Below are 21721 nucleotides of genomic sequence, written 5' to 3'. Positions count from 1 at the left end.
GGCCGGGCTTAACAACTTTTAACATATTAAAGTTAAGGTGTTCCGGTTTTAAAGGCGCAAATATGGGAAAAAGTAAGGAAAGTCAGTGAAGTCCGAAAAGTCATTAAGGAATCGGAGGCGAGCGTCTCGCAATTGCTTTCTGCATGTCAACCATTCTAAATCAAATTTTTATTTCACCGCAATTAATAGTTATTTTCGTGCGGTGCAAAAAACAGGCTGACTGCTTATGAAAAAACTGCTATTAATTGCTGCAATTATATTTTTTTCAATCCGTTTAAGTCAGGCGCAATCTGTATATCTGCCCTATTCCTACCAGCTCGATCAAAAATTTAATTCGAGCGTCTATTCATTAGACAGTCGTATTCATACGTCACTCAAGCCATTTTTAATTGACAGTACGCTGCGGCCCACTTATGACGCTGTAATGAACCGGGGTGTCGACAGCAGCCGGCATACGTGGATAGTGCGTAAGATTTTTAACGAGCACGTGTTTGATGTAAAAACCAAAGACTATACCTTTTATGCTGATTATCTTCCTGATTTGATGGTTGGACGCGATTTTTCGGACAAGATAACTACCAATATGAATACCCGCGGTTATCAACTGGGCGGTACTATAGGCAGCAAGTTCTCTTTTTATTCCAGCGGGTTTGAAAATTCGGCCCGGTTTAACGGATATTATAACGATATAATTAATAAATACGCTTTCATCCCCGGGCAGGCCTATAACAGGAGTTACAGCGGGCAGGCAATAGGCAGCCAGGATTGGTCGTATGTTACAGCGTATGTTTCGTATACACCAATAAAACAGTTAAATATTACCCTTGGAACGGACAAAACCTTTATTGGCGATGGCTACCGGTCGCTGTTGTTGTCTGATTTTTCGGCAAATTATCCTTTACTGCGTTTAACAGCGAACCTGGGCCCGGTACAATATATGGCCATGTGGACGTACATGGAAGACATAAATATACCGAAGTTTGATACGTTTTTTAGCAACCGGCGTAAATACGGCGCCTTCCATTACCTCGACTGGAATGTTACCAATCGCCTTTCCCTGGGCTTTTTCAACGCAGTTATTGCGCAGGAAGCCGATGACAATGGACATTTCCACGGATTTGATGCAAATCTGATCAACCCATTGTTCTTTGCCGCATCCATTGGACCTAAAAATCAGCCCGATAACATATTGTCGGGTTTTACAGGCAAGTATAAAATATTCGACAAGACAGCCGTTTATGCACAATTGCTGATGGATAACAGCAATACTGACGGGTACCAGCTTGGCTTTCGCGGCGGCGACCTGCTCGGCGTAAAAAACTTTAGCTACCTGTTTGAATACAATACCGTAAAACCATATACCTATACCAGTCCGCAAATCATTACCAATTATACCGACTATAGCCAACCCCTCGGCGATCCGCTTGGCGCCAACTTCAGGGAACTTATCGGCATACTGAATTACTCTATCGGAAATTTTGATTTTATGGGGCAGGTTAATTATGCTAAATACGGGCTTAATCCTCCCGGCCAGAATTACGGTAAGGAACTGACCTACACATCAACTTCCGCATCTACTCCCGATAGGGTGATCGGTCAGGGCGTACCTGCCAAGTTTTATTATGCTGAAGGCACGGTGTCTTACCTGATCAACCCTAAGTATAATTTAAGATTTGAGCTTGGCGGCCTGATACGCCACGAAACTACAGATGTTAATTCCCGGAAGACTACCGCGATCACCTTTGGCTTACGCAGTACCTTCAGATCTATCTATCATGATCTTTAAAAGACGAATGGGTCTTATTGATTTTCACAACTACGCGGTTTTACGAGTTCTCATGTTCTTATGTATTAATGTTATGTTTTTCTGATTGTTATTGTAGCCGAATCAAATAAAACGGCAGTTACTGCGTTTTATAAATATTGAAAACAATCAAATTCTGTAATTAAGCTCCGTTTATTTATTAGCAAAACCTTTACTTCACCCAATTAATTGCATTATGCGGAAGCGAATATTAATGCTTGATGATAACCAGGATGTACTTGATGTTGTTAAAGAAGCCCTGTCGTACGAACGGTTTGAAGTAACTATAACTTCGGAGACGGAGAACATTATCGAAAGTATCAGCAACCACAAGCCTGACCTGTTAATGCTCGATTATAAATTGGGTGGGCTGCGCGGCGACGAAATCTGCCGGCAGGTAAAAGCCCATCCCGCGCTCTGTAATATGCCGGTTATTATTTGTTCGGCATACCTCAACAAAGACGATATGCTCGCATGCGGGTGCGACGCCATTATCTCAAAGCCTTTCGGGCTGGATGAACTGATTGATACGGTGAACGGATTGCTGGTTGAGTCAGTAAAGTCCGAAAGTCAGTAAAGTCAAAAAGCTAAAAAAGCTGCTTTTAAGTTGACTATTGGGCGGTGCTTTTTTTGGCCTTCCCGCACTCCTCTCAACATTTGTGAATTGTAATTTTCGTCTTTCGGACTTTCGGTCTTTCCCGACTGTCGGACTAAAAACGTACTTTTGCGCAAAATTTAGCAGGATGAGTAAAGTAAAAGTGGGAATGGTGCAGATGAGCTGTACCTCCGATAAACAGGAGAATTTAAACAAAGCTATTGTTAAAGTGCGCGAGGCCGCTCAAAAGGGCGCGCAGATAGTTTGTTTACAGGAACTGTTTACATCGCTTTATTTTTGTGATGTTGAGGATTACGACAACTTTAAGCTGGCGGAAGCTATTCCCGGCCCGTCTACCGATGCGCTTTCGGCAGTAGCCAAGGAATTGGGCGTGGTGACCATTGCCTCTTTATTCGAAAAACGGGCACAGGGTATCTATCATAATACTACTGCCGTGCTGGATGCCGATGGCGCATATCTCGGCAAATACCGCAAAATGCATATCCCGGATGACCCCGGCTTTTACGAAAAATTCTATTTTACGCCCGGCGACCTGGGCTATAAAGTTTTCAAAACTAAATTTGCGACCATCGGCGTACTGATCTGCTGGGATCAATGGTATCCCGAAGCTGCCCGAATCACTGCGATGATGGGCGCTGAAATATTATTCTATCCTACAGCTATTGGCTGGGCCAGTACCCAGGATGAAGCCACAAATACCGAACAATACAATGCATGGCAAACCATCCAGCGTTCGCATGCGGTAGCCAACGGCGTGCACGTTGTAAGTGTTAACCGCGTGGGCGAGGAGGCCGGCCTTAAGTTTTGGGGCGGCTCATTTTTCGCCAATCCGTTCGGCGCATTAATTTACCAGGCATCTGCCGATAAAGAAGAAGTGGTAGTGCAGGAACTGGACCTGGATAAATCGGATTATTACCGCAGTCACTGGCCGTTTATGCGTGATCGTCGCATCGAGTCGTATCAACCGATCACTAAACGCTTTCTGGACGAAGACTAATCAATAATATTGTCATTGCGAGGAGGAACGACGAAGCAATCTCTTCGCAATGCATAGCGGACTATATATGTCGACGAGGTTGCTTCGTACCTCGCAATGACAAAACCTAATAGTATCCAACTTAATGATTACACCCAAACAAAACGGATTCCATTTCCCGGCAGAATGGGCAAAACATACCGCTACCTGGCTGAGCTGGCCGCATAAAGAGGCTTCATGGCCCGGTAAGATCGATTTGATCTTTCCGCGTTATTGCGAGTTTATCAAGATATTGTCTGAGGGCGAGTTGGTGCGCATCAATGTAAAAGATGAGCAAATGGCCGCCTTTGCCAAACAACAGTTGCTGCTGCAAAATGTTGATTTAAAACAGGTGGAGTTTTTTGAGTTTGAAACCAACGACGCCTGGTGCCGCGATCATGGTCCGGCGTTTTTAATAAACCCGGTTACCAAACAGAAGGCGATTGTTGATTGGGGCTATAACGCCTGGGGCGGAAAATATCCCCCGTTCGATCTGGACGATGTTATCCCCACAAAAATTGGCGAACGCTTTGGCTTGCCGGTTTATCATCCGGGTATTGTAATGGAAGGCGGCTCGGTTGATTTTAACGGGGCCGGTACTTTGATCACGTCCACCGCATGCCTGCTGAATGAAAATCGCAACCCCGCTTTAAACCAGCAGCAAATTGAAGAATACCTGTATAATTACTACGGCGTGGAGCAGGTGTTGTGGGTAGGCGAGGGGATTACAGGCGATGATACAGACGGGCACATTGATGATACTGTTCGTTTTGTAAATGAAGATACGGTGCTTACCGTTATAGAAGAAAATAAAACCGACGAGAACTACCAGTTGCTTCAGGATAATCTTGAAATGCTGAAAAAGATGCGCCTGATTAATGGCAAGCAGCTAAATATTGCAGAGTTGCCAATGCCGGATGCAGTAATTTACGAAGACCAGCGCCTGCCTGCTTCATACGCTAATTTTTATATCGCCAATAATTCGGTTATTGTGCCTACATATCGCTGCGACAAGGACGTAAAAGCGTTGGATATTATCCAGGGCTGTTTCCCGGAGAGGAAAGTTGTGGGTATCGATTCTACCGATATTATCTGGGGGTTGGGCAGTTTTCATTGCCTGAGCCAGCAGGAGCCGGAGGTGTAAAAATGAGGCTGATTCAAATCGGATAAACCTTATCTTAGTTAAAAAGTTAAATTATAAATGCTTATAAGTATCTCATAGTCAATTATTTAAAATTAATAAATAAATAAGATTAAAGCCTTGATCTTATTTATTTATATTTGTTATAATAATTGATGGAATGAAAAACCTCAAGGCGTTTTCTGAAGTTCAGATAATTGATAAAATCAAGTTTGAAAATCCATGGTGGGAATCAGGGAGAATAGAGGATTTCTACACTTCTATGAAAAGGCGCTTGTACTACCGCCTTTTCAAACCGCTGATTAAGCAAAGTCAAATAAAAAGAGCCGTTGTATTAATGGGGCCTCGGAGGGTTGGTAAAACCGTTATGATATTTCATTTAATTCAAGACCTCATTGACGAAGGGATAAATCCCCAAAAAATCTGTTATTTATCAATTGACAATCCGATTTACAGTGGAATTCGACTTGAAAAATTATTCGAACTATGCAGGAAAGCTAATAATGATGATTCAATAAAAGATTATTATGTAATTTTTGACGAAATTCAATATTTAAAAGATTGGGAACGCCATTTAAAGACCTTAGTTGATAGCTATCATTATAGTAACTTCATTGCATCGGGGTCGGCTGCTGCCGCATTGCGGTTAAAGAGTAATGAATCGGGAGCTGGCCGCTTTACGGATTTTATTCTCCCGCCTTTAACATTTCACGAATACATTGACTTGAAAAACCTTGATCATTTAGTTGTAGGGTATATAAAATCATGGAATGGTTCGGAAAAGAATTATTACAGAACAACTAATATTAATGAATTTAATAGACATTTTATTGACTACATCAATTATGGTGGTTATCCCGAGTTGTCTTTGTCAAAGGAAATGCAGGCAAATCCCGGGCGGTATGTCAGAAATGATATTATCGACAAAGTTTTACTAAGGGATTTACCAAGCTTATATGGTATCCAGGATGTTCAGGAGCTAAACACTCTATTTAGTACTATAGCCTATAATTCGGGAAATGAGTTCACGCTCGATGAATTATCATCCAGTTCTGGAATAGCTAAAAATACGATAAGAAAATATATTACTTATCTTGAGGCCGCTTTCTTAATTAAAGTTGTGAACAGGATAGATATCAATGCAAAAAAATTTAAAAGGGCTAATTTTTTTAAAATTTATTTAACTAACCCCTCATTAAGAACTGCGCTTTTCTCGCCTATTGGAGCTGATGACGATTTTATCGGTAACATGGTCGAAACAGCAATTTTTTCGCAATGGAGCCACAATACAGAATTTACTCCTTATTACGCAAGATGGAAGGATGGCGAGGTTGACATTGTTGGCTTAAATATCAAGCAAAAACCATCTTGGGCTGTTGAAATTAAATGGAGTAACAGATATGTAAAAAGCATTCAAAAACTGGCAAATTTGAAATCTTTTTGTATCAAAAATAATATCTCCGTTACATTGGTTACCACGTTAGACATTGAAGAAATAAAAACGGATAATAATTTGACCTATGACTTTTCTCCGAGCAGTACATATTGCTATACTGTTGGAAGAAACGCAGTAGAGTTTAAATCGATAGAAAACTATTAAATTCTATTTTAAAGTCCTTCCATTTTCACCGACACTTTTTCCATTCCTACCGATTTCTGTAAACACCTCGCCAACATTGCGTTGTTGCCCGCTTGATACTGCCGTAATATTGGGTAAGATTTTAATTCGAAAACAATGGAAACTATCATAAATAACCCCGACAAATTTAACGGTAAAGTAATGGCAGGTATCATTATTATTATCGTCGGCGGCATCTTACTTATCGACAATTTGAACCTGTTTTTTGTGCCTGACTGGCTGATCAGCTGGCCAATGTTCCTGGTAGCTTACGGGCTTTACCTGGGCGGCAAACACAACTTCAGAAAGCCAATCTGGGCATGGCTGGTAATTATTGGTACCGCATTCCTGTTCACCGAGAACATTGATAACGCCGACCGGGTAGTATGGCCTTTAGCCATAATTGCTGCAGGCGCCTGGATGGTAATGAGGCATAACAAGCGGGCTGATGCGCAGTACCAGGATAATAACTTCCAGAAAATATAATTTTTCACAGCAATATTTTTCATAGCGGTTGAAGGCTGCCCTGTTTACCGGGGTGGCTTTCTTTTTGTTGGAAAGTGTAATGTTGGAAGGTTGTAATGTCGGAACGTTGAAAAGTTGATATCGTCCGGTGAATTCCGCCTGCGTCAAAAAAATATGCTGCCTGATATATTAAAATCCCTTAATTTGTAAAGCGGTTATAAATTTATCAGCATGAATAAAACCTTACGCTTTGCTACTGTTTTGTTACTATCCCTGGCGTCGATCGGCCTGTCATCAGCCCAAAACAAAATAGTTGTTTACCAAACAGATTTCGGGCTTAAAGATGGCGCCGTTTCCGAAATGAAAGGTGTAGCCATGACTGTTTCGCCGGATTTGAAATTGTTCGATCTTACCCATGAAATTCCCGCCTATAACATTTGGGAAGCGGCCTACCGCCTGGAACAAACCGTGCGGTACTGGCCAAAGGGAACTGTTTTTGTTTCGGTCGTGGATCCGGGCGTTGGCACCAGCCGTAAGTCGGTGGTATTGAAAACAAAGTCGGGGCATTTCATTGTGACGCCAGATAATGGCACGCTGACGCTGGTGGCGCAGTCGCTGGGTGTCGCTGAAGTGCGCGAGATCAATGAAGCAATAAACCGCCGTAAAGATTCGCAAAAGTCTTACACCTTTCATGGCCGCGATGTGTATTCGTACACAGGGGCACGGTTGGCAGCGGGCGTAATCACTTTTGAGCAGGTTGGTCCGTTGTTAAGCAGTAAGATCGTTACTATTCCTTACCAGCATGCTACGCTGACCGGCAAAACATTAAAAGGTGATATACCGGTGCTGGATGTGCAGTACGGCAATGTATGGACTAATATACCCGGCGATTTATTCAATAAACTGAGGCCTGAATTTGGCAATATGCTGCATGTAATTATACTGGACAAAGGCAAACAAGTATATGAGGGAGATATGCCTTACAGTCAGACTTTTGGAGACGTAGCAGCAGGGAAACCACTGGCTTACCTGAATAGCCTCTTACAGCTTTCGTTCGCCTTAAATCAAGGCGATTTTGCCAAAGCTCATCACATTAAAAGCGGGGCAGACTGGAGCGTAGAAGTAAGCCTGAAATGAAGCCATTTGCAGGCATAATAACCGGTGCAGACCATCAATTTTGAAAAATTAAATCAGACACCATAAAAAATCCAACTTTTTCACCGACACTTTGCATTATCTTACCGACTTGTTTAAACATGCTGCCAGTTTTTGTTTGCCATACATATAATGTTACCTTAGTTTTGGATAAGATTTAATTTGCAAACCATATAATGAACAACGATATATTACAACCCAATAACCCGCGCAATGGGAAAGTCCTTGCCGGGGTAATTTTACTCGCCGTGGGTGGCCTTCTGCTGATAAAGCAACTCGATATTTTCCCCGACAATATTCAGCTTTGGCCGCTATGGTTGGTTGGCTGGGGCTTGTATATAGGCGTAAAAAGCAATTATCGCAAACCGTCCGCATTTCTGTTGATGATTGTTGGCGGGGTGTTGCTCATTGTAAACAATATCCACGGCGCCGGAGATGTGGCCTGGCCAATCGGTATTATTGCTTTCGGTTTGTGGATGATATTAAGGCGTCATCACAGCTTTGATAAAAACAACTGGAAAAACCAGGAGGGCGAAAAATGGAAAGATTATACCTACACCTACCCGCCCCAGGCTCCCGGCGACCCAGCTGTTGATTATACGGTAAACGACGTTCCCCCTGCTGATCCCGGTTACAGCGGCCCATATACCGGCGACGATTACCTGGATGCAGTATCTGTTTTCGGTTCAGTAAAAAAGACTATTCTCTCCAAACATTTCAGGGGCGGCGAGATCGTAAATATTTTCGGTGGCGCAGAGCTTGATTTCACCCAGGCCGATATTAACGGAAAAGTATTTATAGACATTACACAAATATTCGGCGGCGTAAAAATGATCGTACCCCCGCACTGGCAGGTGGTTTCAGACATTGCCGCTGTGTTTGCAGGGATAGATGATAAACGCCTGAAGAGCACTGCAACCGCAGGAAGCGATAAAATTTTAGTATTAAAAGGCGTTTCCATATTTGCAGGGGTGGATATAAGAAGCTTTTGATTCAAAGTCCGGACTAATAAACAATGGCCCTGAGTGGAAATATAACCGCATCGCGACTTTACGCAGGATTTGCAGCCTGCGGATTGGCATGGATTGCATTGCAAACCTATGTGGTACATAGCTTTGGGTTTAACTGGTATATCGCTTCTACCGATGGTGTTGTTTGCTCTGTTTTATTGGCTTCGGCCTGCTGGCTTATCAATAACAACCTGCGCTATTATCAGCCTGAAAAAGGAAATTACCTGAATATATTGATATGGATTGGAGCATTGGCAGCGATATGCACCTTTGGCAGCCGCTGGATTTTGCCTTTCCTGGCAACAGGGCCGGCCTATACCCAATTTTTACTCAATTCATTAACTATTCGTTTCTTCACTAATTTCCTGGCTATCGGATGGATGGCCATGATCAGCATGCTGTACTATACGCAGCTTGAGCAAAAGGAAAACGAAAAACGTAAGTCGGAGGCAGAACAACTGGCACGCGAAGCGGAGTTGTACAACCTAAGACAGCAACTGCAGCCCCACTTTTTATTTAACAGCCTTAACTCAATAAATGCACTCATCGGGTTTAAACCTGACGAAGCGCGCCGTATGATCCACCAACTGTCAGACTTTTTGCGCGGTACGTTAAAAAAGGATGACCAGCAGCAGGTGCCGCTGACCGAAGAACTTAATCACCTGAATCTTTACCTCGACATTGAAAAGGTGCGTTTCGGTCACCGTTTGCAAACAGAGATCAGCTGCGATAACCATTCAGGGCAGGCGGTACTGCCATCGATGTTGTTGCAGCCGATCGTTGAAAATGCCATAAAATTCGGTTTGTACGATACGATTGGCGAAGTAACCGTGAGCATACGGGCCGAAATGGATGGTAACTACCTGATACTGATGGTGCAAAACCCTTATGACCCGCAAACGTCAAGACCGCGAAAAGGCACCGGTTTTGGTTTGCGCGGGGTACAGCGCAGATTATATTTGCTTTTTGCACGCAATGATTTGATGGAAACTCATGCAAATGATAATATATTTACAACTATTATTAAAGTACCGCAGTTATAAATATGAAACGTTGCTTAGTTATTGACGACGAGCCCCTGGCCCGGATGGTTGTATTGGAGTATTTGCGCGATTTTCCGCAGATACAGGTGATGCAGGAGTGTAACGATGGTTTTGAAGGCTTAAAGGCTATACAAACCCATCAGCCCGATCTGATATTCCTTGACGTGCAAATGCCTAAAATAAACGGCTTTGAAATGCTGGAACTGGTAGAGAACCCGCCGGCCGTAATATTCACCACTGCCTTTGATGAATATGCTATAAAAGCATTTGAAGCACATGCTGTAGATTACCTTTTAAAACCGTTCAACAAAGACCGTTTCAACAAGGCAATAGAAAAGTACCTCGCAACCGCCTCAGATACCGCTCCGGCAAAAAAACATACGGAAGAGTTGCTGGAGACCGCGTCGAACTCCCCTGCACAGAATGAGCGTATCGTAGTGAAAACAGGAACCAAGGTTAAAATCATCCCCGTTCAGGATGTGCTTTATCTGGCCGCAGATGATGATTACGTAAGCGTTTATACCGCCGAAGGTTCCTACCTGAAAAATAAAACCATGAACTTTTTTGAGCAAACGCTGGACCCCAAGTACTTCGTTCGCGTGCATCGCTCATACATTGTAGCTATACAGCAGATAACCCGTATTGATCCTTACGAAAAGGACGCGCACCTGGCGATCTTAAAATCCGGCGCCAAGATACCCGTTAGCAAAACCGGGTATGTGAAGTTGAAACAGGTGCTGGGAATATAGCAGGATTTTTGGGGGCGGAATTTGGATTCCAGACCACCGCCCGGCAGGCTTAAGAGGTAAGTAATATGCTTTTGGCGGCCAATTTTGCACCCTATGAACATGGTTTACAGGTGTAACCTTGAATTTTTAATTAATAATCTGATTATCAGTTACCTAATTAATAGGTTACACTAAAAACTGTAAACCCTCTGTAAACCTTAAAGCAGGTGTATGCTACATCATCCGCCGGTAAAAAAAATGAAGGCCATATAAAAAGGCGACGGCAGCTTCTCATCTTTGCGCAAAAAGAAAGCGTTATGCTACATCTATTCTCACCTATAAAAATAAAAAACATTGAATTGAAGAACCGCCTGGTGGTATCGCCAATGTGCGAATACAGCAGCGAAGACGGTTTCGCCAACAACTGGCATTTGGTACATTTGGGCAGCCGCGCTGTGGGCGGGGCAGCTTTAGTGATTACTGAGGCCACGGCGATATCTCCGGAAGGAAGAATATCTTACGGCGACCTTGGTATCTACAAAGACGAGCACATCGAAAAATTAAAGGAGATAACGGGTTTTATTCACGAACATGGTTCGGTTGCCGGTATACAATTGGCGCATGCGGGAAGAAAGGCCAGTCATGAAGTTCCGTGGAAAGGCAACGCACAAATACCATCCGGCCAACCAAATGGCTGGAAGCCGGTTGCGCCCAGTGCAATTCCCTTTATCCCGAATGAGGAAACGCCGCTTGAGCTTGACCGGGCGGGCATAGAAAAAATAAAAACTGATTTTAAGGCAGCCGCAGCCCGCGCTTTAGCGGCCGGTTTTAAGGTGATTGAGATACATGGGGCACACGGCTACCTGGTACATGAATTTTTATCACCACTAAGCAACCACCGCACAGATGAATACGGAGGTTCCTTTGAAAACCGTATCCGTTTACTGCTAGAAGTTATTGACAGCGTTAAAGAATCCTGGCCTGAAGAAAATCCGCTGTTTGTACGTATATCTTCAACAGATTGGACAGAAGGCGGCTGGACAGCAGATGATTCGGTAGAATTAGCAAAGATATTGATCGGTAAAGGCGTCGACCTGGTTGATTGCTCATCCGGCGGTAATGTGCTTGCCAGAATACCACTGAAACCCGGCTACCAGGTTGAGTTTGCCGAAAAGGTAAAAAAAGAGGCAGGGATACTAACCGGCGCCGTTGGTTTGATAACTGAGCCAAAGCAGGCGGATGAAATTATCCGAAGCGGCCAGGCTGACCTGGTAATTATAGCCCGCGAGTTTTTACGCGATCCGCATTTCCCCCTGCGGGCGGCACATGAGCTTGGTCACGACATAAAATGGCCGGTGCAATATGAGCGGGCCAAATGGTAAAAGGCATTGAATATGGAACACCGAATGTCGAATTTTGAATGATGAAGCAAGGAATTAAGTCCGCATAGCTTACCTTTGCGGAACTTCGATATTCGAAATTCAACATTCGATGTTCGTTATTATAAATAATGAAAAAGTACCTCTCCCTAGTAACGTTTGCGCATACCATTTTTGCCATGCCTTTTGCATTTATTGGCTTTTTTCTGGCGGTAACCACCACCAGCAATAAGTTTGATTGGCTGAAGCTGGTGATGATGGTGCTTTGTATGGTATTTGCCCGTAATTCGGCAATGGCATTTAACCGCTATCTGGACAGGGACATCGATTCAAAAAATCCGCGAACTAAACAACGCGATATCCCCGCCGGCAGGATAAGCCCGGCAGCGGCGCTTACTTTTACGCTGATCAACTGCGCGCTTTTTATTGGCACTACTTATTTTATTAACCAGCTTTGTTTCTTCCTTTCGCCGGTAGCATTGCTGGTGGTATTGGGATATAGCGCTACTAAACGGTTTACAGCGCTTTGCCACCTGGTGCTGGGTTTAGGCTTGTCATTGGCGCCTATTGGGGCGTACCTGGTAATAACCGGGCAATTCGCCTTAACACCTTTGTTCTTCTCGTTCGCTGTGCTTTGCTGGGTGAGCGGCTTCGATATCATCTATGCTTTGCAGGATGAAGATTTCGACCGCAGCCAGAACCTGCACTCCATACCGGCCTGGCTGGGCAAGGTAAATGCTTTAAGATTATCTACTTTCCTGCATGTACTTTCGGCGGCGTTTGTGGTTATGCCGGTATTTTTTACGCCTGTTAGCTACCTGTATTATGCAGGTATCGTTTTCTTTTGCGTAATGCTGATCTATCAGCATTTATTAGTTAAGCCGAACGATTTAAGCCGGGTGAACTTCGCATTCATGACCACTAATGGTATCGCCAGCGTGGTGTTTGCTGTATTCTTTTTGCTGGATAGGATTTGGATTAAGTAGGCCGGAAAGCCGGATAGTCAGTAAAGTCCGAAGGTAGAGCGCAGATGTAAGCAGATTTTATGGTGACGCAGATGAATGGCGCGTAAATTATCGGTTGGTGTTTATTTGCTTTTTCATTCGCACATCCGCACATTTGCATATCCGCTCATCAACCTATGGACAAACTAGCCGCTCAGGGTATTTTTCGTGAACAACTTAAAAAGTTCGTCGACTTGAACGAGGCGGAGTGGATAGTATTCGCGCAGCATCTTGATTTTGGCGCGATTAAAAAGAAGAAATTTTTTGCACAGCCGGGAACAGTCTGCCGTGAGATCGGCTTTATTGTAAAAGGTTCAGTGAGGTATTACCATGTAAAGGATGGCGAAGAGATTACAGGTTATTTCAGTTTTGAGAATGAGTTTGTAAGCTCCTATAAGAGTTACCTTACAGGGCTGCCAGGCACAAACTATATACAGGCGCTGGAAGATACGGAACTGATCATCATTACCCATAAAAGCATGGAGGCTATGCTGGCTAATCCTGTGCTGGGTTATAAGATGGAACAATTCGGCCGCCGTGTAGCAGAATATTACCTGATCTGTTATGAAGACCGTGTTTCCTCATTCGTAACCAAAACGCCGGAGGAACGCTACCTGGATCTGCTGGCTACCGGCCGCGAAATTTTACAACGCATGCCGCAGCACTATATCGCCCATTTTTTAGGGATAACCCCGGTGTCACTCTCGCGCATCAGAAGGCGGATTTTGATAGAAAAGTAGTTGTCAAAGCGGCAGCAACTATTCTCTGATCAACTAGTCGCCACTCATCCACTAAATTCCTTATCTTTTGTTAACGTTTTGAGCAGCAGGGTAACCCTACCTTTGAGTAAATCAAAACAGAAAAATTATGCATACCATATTAGGAGCCGGCGGCGCAGTAGCCAACGCACTTACCCGCGAATTGATAAACAACAACGATACCGTTCGTTTGGTGAGCCGCAAACCGGTTGAACCCGGCAGCAAAAATGTAACCTGGCAAAAAGCCGATCTTTTAAATTATGACGAATTGATAGCTGCTGCCAGGGGCTCGTCTGTAATTTATCTTACTGCCGGCCTGGTTTACGATAAAAAAATCTGGGCTGAGCAGTGGCCTGTTATAATGCAAAACTTTATAAGGCTTGGTAAAGAAACCGGAGCGCGATTGATATTCTTTGATAATGTATACATGTATGGCCTGGTTGATGGCCCGATGAAAGAAGATACGCCATACAGGCCATCGAGTGTTAAAGGCGGTATCCGGGCAAAAATTGCCAATATGCTGATGGACGAGGCAAAAGCCGGCAACATACGCGCGACGATAGCCCGCGGTGCAGATTTTTACGGCACGGATAACATGAACAGCTTTTTCGATATGATGGTGCTGGATAAATTTGCCAAAAAGCAAAAAGCACAATGGATTGGCAACCCTAACAAGCTGCACAATTTTAGCTATATACCAGATATGGGTAAGGGTATGTTCCTGCTTGGCCAGCATCCTGAAAGCGATAACCAAATATGGCACATGCCCACTGCCAAACCGCTTACCGGCAAACAGTTTATTGAATTGGCGGCCCGCATTTATGGTGCAGAGCCAAAATTTATGGCGGTTAACAAATTTATGCTTTGGCTGGTCGGGCTGTTTCAAAAAGTAGTGATGGGTACGGTAGAGATGTATTACCAGTACAACCACGACTATAATTTTAACAGCGATAAATTTGAAAAAGCTTTCAATATGAAACCGACGAGTTATGAGGAAGGGATAAAGGCCTTGTCGGAGACGTTGTATAAGAAAGGATGAGCCAAACGGAGAGTCGGTATTTGCAGAGGGCAGGTCTGCCCGGGCAGCTACGGGCTCTTATCTTAGGAATAGAGCAACCGGGAAAGATAGATCTAAGCGAAGTAATTCACCGCTTCCAGGATCACGCTACAGGCTTTTTCTATCTCCTCTTTTGTAATAACCAGCGGCGGCGCAATGCGCATAGAGTTGCTGCAATGCAGAAACCAGTCGGTAATTATGCCATTTTCGATGCAGCGGTCTATTATTTTCTTATTCAACTCAAAACTGTCAAATTCCGCAGCAAGCATCAGGCCTTTACCGCGCACTTCTTTGATAGCAGGGTGAACGAGCAGTTCTTTAAATAACGTTTCTTTTTCGGCGACGCCGGCAATCAAGTTTTCATTCAACAGTACTTCGAGCGCCGCGAGCCCGGCAGCACAGCAAACAGGGTGGCCGCCAAAGGTTGTAATATGGCCAAGTATGGGATTTTCCTTGAGCGCTCCCATAACCTCGTTTGAGGATATAAATGCTCCCACGGGCATTCCACCGCCCAGCGCCTTAGCCAGAAGTAAAATATCCGGTTTGATACCGAAATGTTCAAATGCAAATAATTTGCCGGTACGACCGAATGCGGCCTGTATTTCATCTAATATCAATAAGGCGCCTGTCTCGTTACAGCGTGCACGTAAAGCCTGCATATAGGCCGCATCGGGTACGCGGATACCGGCCTCCCCCTGGATGGTTTCGATGATTACACAGGCTGTTTGATCATTGATCAGCCCCAGGTCAACGATATTGTTAAAACCAATAAAGCTAACCCCGGGCAGTAACGGGCGGTAGGCTTGCTTAAACTCCTCGTTACCCATTACGCTCAACGCACCGTGTGTGCTGCCGTGATAAGAATCTTTGCAGGCTATTATATGCGGCCTGCCGGTGTATCGTTTAGCCAGCTTTAACGCCCCTTCAACAGTCTCTGCTCCTGAATTAGTGAAATATACAGATTGTAAATTGTCCGGAAGGACAGCAACGAGCTTTTCGGCAAATCGTACCTGCGGGGTTTGTACATACTCGCCATACACCATAAGGTGCATGTATTTATCCAGCTGATTTTTTATTGCCTCCACTACATAAGGATGGCTATGCCCCAGGTTGCTTACGCCAATACCCGATATCAGATCAAGATATGCCTTGCCTTCGCTGTTATACATGTACACGCCTGCCGCTCGCTCAAATTCCAGCAGTAAGGGAAAGTTGGTAGTCTGTGCATTATTGGCAAGAAATAGCTGTCGGAGGGTGGGCATGAGGCAAAAGTAAGTCTTTAGTCTTAAGTTCTAAGTCTTAAGTCGCTTAAATTGGCAATTAAACCATTTGCACCCGTTGCCGCTCTTGATTTTGAATTCAATACTTAAGACTAACGACATTGAACTTCGGACTAATCACCCGCTCTTACACTGCGCTCGGTGAGTATGCGGAAGGCCTCATCGTTAAATTCCTTTTCACTTTTATAAAGGATACTAACCTTTTCGGGTGACAGAATTTTATAGAACTCATCGCGGTAACGCTTTTTTATATCAACAAGCTGGGTTTCCAGCTTTAAATCGGTATCCACTTGCTGGGCGCCGTCTGCAGTTGCATTCGAGTTATTTTCCCGCTTCAATATCTTAACTGCCGTTAGTTCCTGGTTATACCTGCGGTACATCGGCCAAAAAGCCTTTGCTTCCTTTTGGGTTAGATTTAGCCGTTGGGCTATAAAGTTTTCTTTTACGGCCTGTATTCTTTTACCGCTTCCAGCCTTTGCAGCATTCCGTGGCTGATATTGCTGCAGGCGTTGTTGATTAGTATAAGGCCGCACAGGCACAACTACACGGCGTTGCCCATAGCTGGTATAGCTAAACGCCGTTATCATCAATATACTTAAAACAACCCTTATCAGCTTCGTCATTAAAATATTACTGTCCGTTATAAACATCCTTTTGCAAGGCATTTTCCAACTGCCGGTCATCAATTGCACCATCGCTTATCGCTTCAGTTGTTTGTGCGTCGGTAAGGTCGCCATTGAGTTCCAGGTAGCTCCTGATATCATCAACCGGCACTTGCGACAATTCTTTATGTAAAAAAGTGCCTTTATGCTCAACCACCGAGCCTGTAAGCTCACTTAACAAAATACCACCGCAAAGGGCCAGCGTAACGCAGGCTGCGGTTGCATATTTAAAAAAGTTAGATGCGTACAGCTTGCGTACTATACCGCCGCCTTTAATCTTTTCCTGGTTAACCGTGTTAAGATTAACTGTTTTATCCAGAATGCTTTGGTTAAGCTTATCAAAATAGCCTGCGGGCACTGCAAAATCTTCGGCGGGCCCATTCAAAGCCTCTTCAATAAAAATCCTGCTTTCAATTTGTTGCTGCAGGTTTTCAAAATAACCATCAGGCAGGGCAAAGCCGGGATCACCGGTCATCGCCGTTTCAATCGTTATCCTGCTTTGTATGTTATCAGTAAGTTCCTTAAAATAGTCCGGCGGAACTTCAAAACCGTCTGAAAATCCTTTGCTTTTTAATTCATCTAAGTTTCTTAGCGCTACAATACGATCTCCGAGGTTGTCAAAATAACCGGCCGGCACTTCAAACGGATTAGCAGGATTAACCTGTTTAAGTGACATATATTCATTTAGCCATTCTTTATTTTCCATTTCACTCTTCATATCTTAAAACTATAGATATAACTTCTGTTAAAAGGTTTAATCTAAATTTCAATTTAATCTTTATTTAGTAAATGGGCCTCTATTTTTTTTACCGCCAGGTGAAACGATGCCTTTAAAGCGCCAACACTGGTACCCAATACCTGCGATATTTCTTCGTATTTCATGTCATCATAATACTTCATATTAAACACCAGTTTCTGCTTTTCGGGCAGGGTGAGCAGCGCTTCCTGCAATTTGCGCTGGGCCTGGTCGCCGTTGAAGTATGATGTATCAGCCAAAGTATCGGCCAGCGAGTAATCCACCTCGTCGAGCGATATGTTATTCTTTTGTTTTTTCTTATTTAAAAATGTAATGCACTCGTTTGTGGCAATGCGGTACATCCAGGTGTACAATTGCGCATCGCTGCGGAAACCCGCCAGGTTCTTCCATATTTTTATAAATATATCCTGCACCAGGTCATCAGCATCATCGTGGTCAATTACCATACGGCGTACGTGCCAGTATATTTTTTGCTGATATTTTTTGAGCAGCAGGTTAAATGCCTCGTTCCGGGTCTTCTCATCCTGGAATTTGTTTAAAATCTCTGCGTCGTCTACCTCTATTGGCATGTAACTATAGTTAAAATTTTAGCTGCTTTTTGCTTGCTTAAACAATATTAAAGGTTTTTCTAAACATAAACCATTTACTGCATCAGGTCCAGCACCTGCTTCGAAGCGTTCTGGGTGTCAACTTTTTCAATTATCTTTTTGATAATGCCATCCGGACCGATCAGAAACGTTTTGCGGGCGGTGCCCATATATTTTCTGCCATACATGTTTTTCTCTACCCAAACACCATAGGCCTCGTTAATGCTTTTGTCCTCGTCAGCAATAAGGGGGAATGGCAAACTGTACTTGGTTTCGAATTTTTTATGCGATTTTTCGCTATCGGTGCTTATCCCTATAACTTCAAAACCGTTACCCTGCAACGATTGATAATTATCTCTGAAACTGCAGGCTTCGGCGGTACAGCCAGGGGTGTCATCTTTAGGATAAAAATAAAGGATTATATTTTTTCCTTTAAAATCGGCTAATGAAACGGTCTTGCCGTTTTGGTCTTTCGAGGTAAAATCAGGGGCTTTATCGCCTTCTTTAAGTGCTTCCATTTTATCGGGTAAATGATGCGGTAAAGTACTTGCTGTTATTTTTATTATCGGTAACAGTTAATTCAAATATATGTTTACCGGGTGCAATATCGTCATTAAACCTAAAACCCAGAACTTTACTTTTAAAATCCCACTCCATCAGTACCCACTGGCCGTCAATTTTACCGGTATATGATTTTATGCCCGACAGGTTATCGCCAATCCTGAAATAGATGCCTTTTGCGGCTTTCAGGTTGGCGCCGGCTTTAATATTTACAGGAACCACCACCGGCGGAACTGTATCTACTTTAATAAAAAAATCACCAAAGGTATGCGGATTGCCTTTTATAAAGCCATCCTGGTAGGTTCCGCCCGCCATAGCGCCGTCAGTGCTTACAAGCACAGCTTTATCAGCATACTTCCCGATGCTGCTGTCTGGTTTTATCCAAAGCTCATAACTATCGTGCACCGGCGTATATTTATTATGAATGCTGTGCGTAGCCGAATATGCCCCCGGCCGTTTAGGAAGCATTTTATAGGTAAACAGCATATCGTCATACAAGTTTCCCGGCGGAATAATTACCCTTACCTTGTCGTTACCAAACTCGTTTCTCTGATCGTAATGAAACAAATCGCCGCCGGCTTTAACAACAGGCAAATTATTTTGTGCCAGCCCGGCTTTTATTTTCAAATTTAACGTAGATGTATTACCTGCAACATCTTTCACCACGTACTGTACATCATGCAGCCGGCCGTCATTAAAATTGATCAGACCCCGGTTTTCCGACTGCGGGTAAAGCGAAATTTTGCTTCCCGGAAGTATAAAGCACTTCTGCATCCACCGGTGCGTCCTCATCAGTTCAGGATAGTCAATATAAGCATTAATGGCATGTGTTTGGTCGAATGCAAAGCGCTCCACAGCGAATGTATAAACCGTTCTGCCATCCAGCTTTAGCTCGCATGAATATATACCGTTATGGTTTGGGGAAACGCTGGTCATATCGGTTGCTGCTAAACCAAAGCCGATCTGCCCGGTCAGGTTTATCACCTGGGGCTTCACCAAATTATACGTTCCTGACCTTCCTTTCACAGCAAAAAATTGGCGCTGTGTTTTTTCGCTGAAGGGGCTGCCATCCAAATGATAAATGGCAATGGCGGTTATAGATGGCGGCACCTTATCGGGGATAGTGAGTCCAAACAGTTGGGGGTTTATGGTTTCTTCTGTCTGCGTGTCGCGTATTTCAAAATGCAGATGCGGGCCTGCCGATGCGCCTTCATTACCCGACAGCGCGATAACATCACCCTGGCAAACCTCGAGTTGCAGCGGGTCGAGCTTAAAATCTACCTCAAAGCTTTGCTGTTTATATTGCTCCGCTTTGATCAACTTCTCCATGGCCGGGCTGAACGTTTTAACGTGCCCGTAAACTGTAGTAAATCCATTCGGATGGGTTATATAGATGGCATGGCCAAACCCGCCAAACTGCACCCTGAGCCGCGATACATAGCCATCATAAGCGGCATGTACCGGGTAGCCGGTTACCTGGTTCGTCTTAAAATCAAGCCCCGAATGAAAATGAGCCCCGCGCAGCTCACCAAAGGAACCGGCTGTAGATGGAGGCAAGTCAAGCGGGTACCGAAAGAAATTCTGCGGATATTGCCTGCTTTGAATAGGGCTTTGCGCAAAGCCGTTAAAATAGATACAACAAGTTAGTACAAGAGGTAGCAGATATTTTTTTAACATTATTATTTTCTTGTGATCTCACCGGTTAGAGAATGATTTCACCGATTTCTTGTTTTCTTTCGGACTTTACTGACTTTCCGGATTTCTCCGACTCACCTCACAACAAAATCAAGCATCTTTTGGTTTTCCAGGTAGCCTTCCAACCTGTCGCCGATATTTACTTTGCCTACCCCTTGCGGTGTACCCGTATAAATCAGGTCGCCTTTTTTCAGGGTGATGTATTTCGAAACAAAAGCAATAATATATTCGAACGAAAAAAGCATAAATGAAGTATTGCCCTGCTGACGGGTTTCGCCGTTAACATCGAGCCTGAAGCTGATATTTTTTAAATCTGCAAACTGTGTTTTTGGTACGAAACTGCTTATCGGCGCAGAGCCGTCAAAGGCTTTGGCCAACTCCCACGGCAAGCCTTTTTCTTTGTGTTTGGATTGTATGTCGCGGGCGGTAAAATCCACACCGAGGCCAATCTCTTCAAAATAATTTTGAGCAAATTCTTCGCTGATGTGTTTGCCCTCTTTGCTTATTTTGATGACGATCTCAATTTCATGATGGATATCCTCCGAGAATTCGGGGTGATAAAAAGGCTTGTTGTCTTTAAGCAGCGCCGTTTCGGGTTTCATAAATATAACGGGCACTCCCGGAACGGGATTATTCAGCTCCTTAGCATGCTCTGCATAGTTGCGGCCTATGGCAATTATTTTCATAACGCCGAAGTTAAACTAAGATTTGTAGGATTAAAAGATTACCGGATTTTTTATTATTGCGATGCAATAATGAATACCATCGTAGTATACAGACATTTCCGTTTCGCTATCAAAGGAAAGATGTTGTTTTTGCATTTCGATTGCCAATGCTTTTGATATATAACTTCCTGAAATCCTGATCCTAATGCGGAATCTATAAGAAACAGCAATGATCCTGCAATCCTATAAATCTTAGTTACAGAACCGATATCCTCTTAATTACCGACTCTGTACCGGCAACTATCCTTAAGAAGTAAAAGCCTTTGCTTAGCTTGCTGTTAAGCGAGTAGCTAAATGTGCGCTCGCCGGGTTCTGTGCGCTGGTTATACAGGGTTACCAGCTCATTACCCAAAACGTCAACAACCTTAATGGTAACGGTTGAAGCGCGGGATATATCGTACTTTAAATTGATCTGGTCGGTAACGGGGTTAGGATACACGCTGACATTGCTTAGCAGCTTATCGTCTGATCGTGCAACAGAAACTTTGGTAGTTGATATGACGGCCGGCCTTATGGGCGGCAATACCAGGTGAAGATTATTTTTAAATAAAACGGTTTTATTGGGATGGGGTTTTAAAAGGCGCAGGATGCCGGTATCGGTTTTTTGATAGCTCATAGCATCCGAAAAGGCAAAGCTCATAAATATCGCTATCGCAATTAT

Annotated in this window: 22 protein-coding genes; 14 read left to right on the top strand and 8 right to left on the bottom strand. The window is 43.8% G+C overall.

The genetic code is table 11. The features are described from left to right. Positions 1-226 precede the first annotated feature (226 nt). The 14 genes from Q3W13_RS21865 to Q3W13_RS21800 all read left to right on the top strand — a co-directional run bounded on the left by Q3W13_RS21865 (position 227) and on the right by Q3W13_RS21800 (position 14775). Positions 227-1786: a gliding motility protein RemB gene (locus tag Q3W13_RS21865; protein ID WP_302867573.1), complete on the top strand. Its 1560-nt coding sequence runs from the start codon at positions 227-229 to the stop codon at positions 1784-1786. Positions 1787-2000: 214 nt separating this feature from the next. Beyond that, positions 2001-2381, top strand: a complete 381-nt coding sequence (locus tag Q3W13_RS21860; protein WP_302867572.1) for a response regulator transcription factor — start codon at positions 2001-2003, stop codon at positions 2379-2381. Between the two features lie 166 nt (positions 2382-2547). Next, a complete protein-coding gene (locus Q3W13_RS21855) occupies positions 2548-3417 on the top strand; it encodes a carbon-nitrogen hydrolase (protein WP_302867570.1) in 870 nt (289 codons plus the stop codon). A 124-nt stretch (positions 3418-3541) separates the two neighbouring features. After that, a complete protein-coding gene (locus Q3W13_RS21850; RefSeq protein WP_302867568.1) occupies positions 3542-4579 on the top strand; it encodes an agmatine/peptidylarginine deiminase in 1038 nt (345 codons plus the stop codon). 157 nt (positions 4580-4736) lie between these two features. After that, positions 4737-6176 carry an ATP-binding protein gene (locus tag Q3W13_RS21845; protein WP_302867566.1) on the top strand — a complete coding sequence of 480 codons (1440 nt, stop codon included), beginning with the start codon at positions 4737-4739 and terminating at the stop codon, positions 6174-6176. Positions 6177-6311: 135 nt separating this feature from the next. Further along, positions 6312-6680: a DUF5668 domain-containing protein gene (locus Q3W13_RS21840; RefSeq protein ID WP_302867564.1), complete on the top strand. Its 369-nt coding sequence runs from the start codon at positions 6312-6314 to the stop codon at positions 6678-6680. A gap of 210 nt (positions 6681-6890) precedes the next feature. Continuing rightward, positions 6891-7796 (top strand): S-adenosyl-l-methionine hydroxide adenosyltransferase family protein, encoded by a 906-nt coding sequence (locus Q3W13_RS21835; RefSeq protein WP_302867561.1) that lies wholly within the window; start codon positions 6891-6893, stop codon positions 7794-7796. Positions 7797-7990: 194 nt separating this feature from the next. Further along, complete coding sequence (locus Q3W13_RS21830; RefSeq protein WP_302867559.1) at positions 7991-8806, top strand: LiaF domain-containing protein; 816 nt, start codon at positions 7991-7993, stop codon at positions 8804-8806. A gap of 23 nt (positions 8807-8829) precedes the next feature. Continuing rightward, positions 8830-9867 carry a sensor histidine kinase gene (locus Q3W13_RS21825; RefSeq protein ID WP_302867558.1) on the top strand — a complete coding sequence of 346 codons (1038 nt, stop codon included), beginning with the start codon at positions 8830-8832 and terminating at the stop codon, positions 9865-9867. Positions 9868-9869: 2 nt separating this feature from the next. Then, on the top strand, positions 9870-10616 hold the full coding sequence (locus tag Q3W13_RS21820) for a LytTR family DNA-binding domain-containing protein (protein ID WP_302867555.1): 747 nt from the start codon (positions 9870-9872) through the stop codon (positions 10614-10616). Positions 10617-10912: 296 nt separating this feature from the next. Beyond that, positions 10913-11977 carry an NADPH dehydrogenase NamA gene (namA, locus tag Q3W13_RS21815; RefSeq protein ID WP_302867554.1) on the top strand — a complete coding sequence of 355 codons (1065 nt, stop codon included), beginning with the start codon at positions 10913-10915 and terminating at the stop codon, positions 11975-11977. Positions 11978-12105: 128 nt separating this feature from the next. Further along, positions 12106-12960: a UbiA-like polyprenyltransferase gene (locus tag Q3W13_RS21810; protein WP_302867553.1), complete on the top strand. Its 855-nt coding sequence runs from the start codon at positions 12106-12108 to the stop codon at positions 12958-12960. Between the two features lie 155 nt (positions 12961-13115). After that, positions 13116-13718 carry a Crp/Fnr family transcriptional regulator gene (locus Q3W13_RS21805; RefSeq protein WP_302867551.1) on the top strand — a complete coding sequence of 201 codons (603 nt, stop codon included), beginning with the start codon at positions 13116-13118 and terminating at the stop codon, positions 13716-13718. A gap of 127 nt (positions 13719-13845) precedes the next feature. Next, on the top strand, positions 13846-14775 hold the full coding sequence (locus tag Q3W13_RS21800; RefSeq protein ID WP_302867548.1) for an NAD-dependent epimerase/dehydratase family protein: 930 nt from the start codon (positions 13846-13848) through the stop codon (positions 14773-14775). A gap of 92 nt (positions 14776-14867) precedes the next feature. Here the strand turns inward: Q3W13_RS21800 and Q3W13_RS21795 are convergent, their stop codons facing one another. The 8 genes from Q3W13_RS21795 to Q3W13_RS21760 form a co-directional block, all read right to left on the bottom strand. Further along, the gene (locus Q3W13_RS21795) at positions 14868-16055 is read right to left on the bottom strand and encodes an aspartate aminotransferase family protein (RefSeq protein ID WP_302867546.1); all 1188 of its coding nucleotides are present in this window, start codon (positions 16053-16055) and stop codon (positions 14868-14870) included. A 131-nt stretch (positions 16056-16186) separates the two neighbouring features. Beyond that, positions 16187-16696, bottom strand: a complete 510-nt coding sequence (locus tag Q3W13_RS21790) for a hypothetical protein (protein WP_302867544.1) — start codon at positions 16694-16696, stop codon at positions 16187-16189. Between the two features lie 7 nt (positions 16697-16703). Further along, entirely contained in the window at positions 16704-17453 is a 750-nt protein-coding gene (locus tag Q3W13_RS21785) for a hypothetical protein (RefSeq protein WP_302867543.1), read from the bottom strand. Positions 17454-17506: 53 nt separating this feature from the next. Continuing rightward, positions 17507-18061, bottom strand: a complete 555-nt coding sequence (locus Q3W13_RS21780; protein ID WP_302867541.1) for an RNA polymerase sigma factor — start codon at positions 18059-18061, stop codon at positions 17507-17509. Between the two features lie 74 nt (positions 18062-18135). Next, positions 18136-18597: a thioredoxin-dependent thiol peroxidase gene (bcp, locus tag Q3W13_RS21775; protein WP_302867539.1), complete on the bottom strand. Its 462-nt coding sequence runs from the start codon at positions 18595-18597 to the stop codon at positions 18136-18138. 1 nt (position 18598) lies between these two features. After that, the gene (locus Q3W13_RS21770) at positions 18599-20317 is read right to left on the bottom strand and encodes a M23 family metallopeptidase (protein WP_302867537.1); all 1719 of its coding nucleotides are present in this window, start codon (positions 20315-20317) and stop codon (positions 18599-18601) included. 92 nt (positions 20318-20409) lie between these two features. Next, positions 20410-21021 carry a fumarylacetoacetate hydrolase family protein gene (locus tag Q3W13_RS21765; protein ID WP_302867535.1) on the bottom strand — a complete coding sequence of 204 codons (612 nt, stop codon included), beginning with the start codon at positions 21019-21021 and terminating at the stop codon, positions 20410-20412. Positions 21022-21256: 235 nt separating this feature from the next. Continuing rightward, positions 21257-21676, bottom strand: a complete 420-nt coding sequence (locus Q3W13_RS21760; RefSeq protein WP_302867532.1) for a T9SS type A sorting domain-containing protein — start codon at positions 21674-21676, stop codon at positions 21257-21259. Positions 21677-21721: the final 45 nt, after the last annotated feature.

Origin of the sequence: Mucilaginibacter sp. L3T2-6, assembly GCF_030519355.1 — a bacterium.
Classification (GTDB): domain Bacteria; phylum Bacteroidota; class Bacteroidia; order Sphingobacteriales; family Sphingobacteriaceae; genus Mucilaginibacter.
The sequence above is the reverse complement of the archived record's forward strand: the minus strand, read 5'-3'. Positions and strand labels throughout refer to the sequence as shown.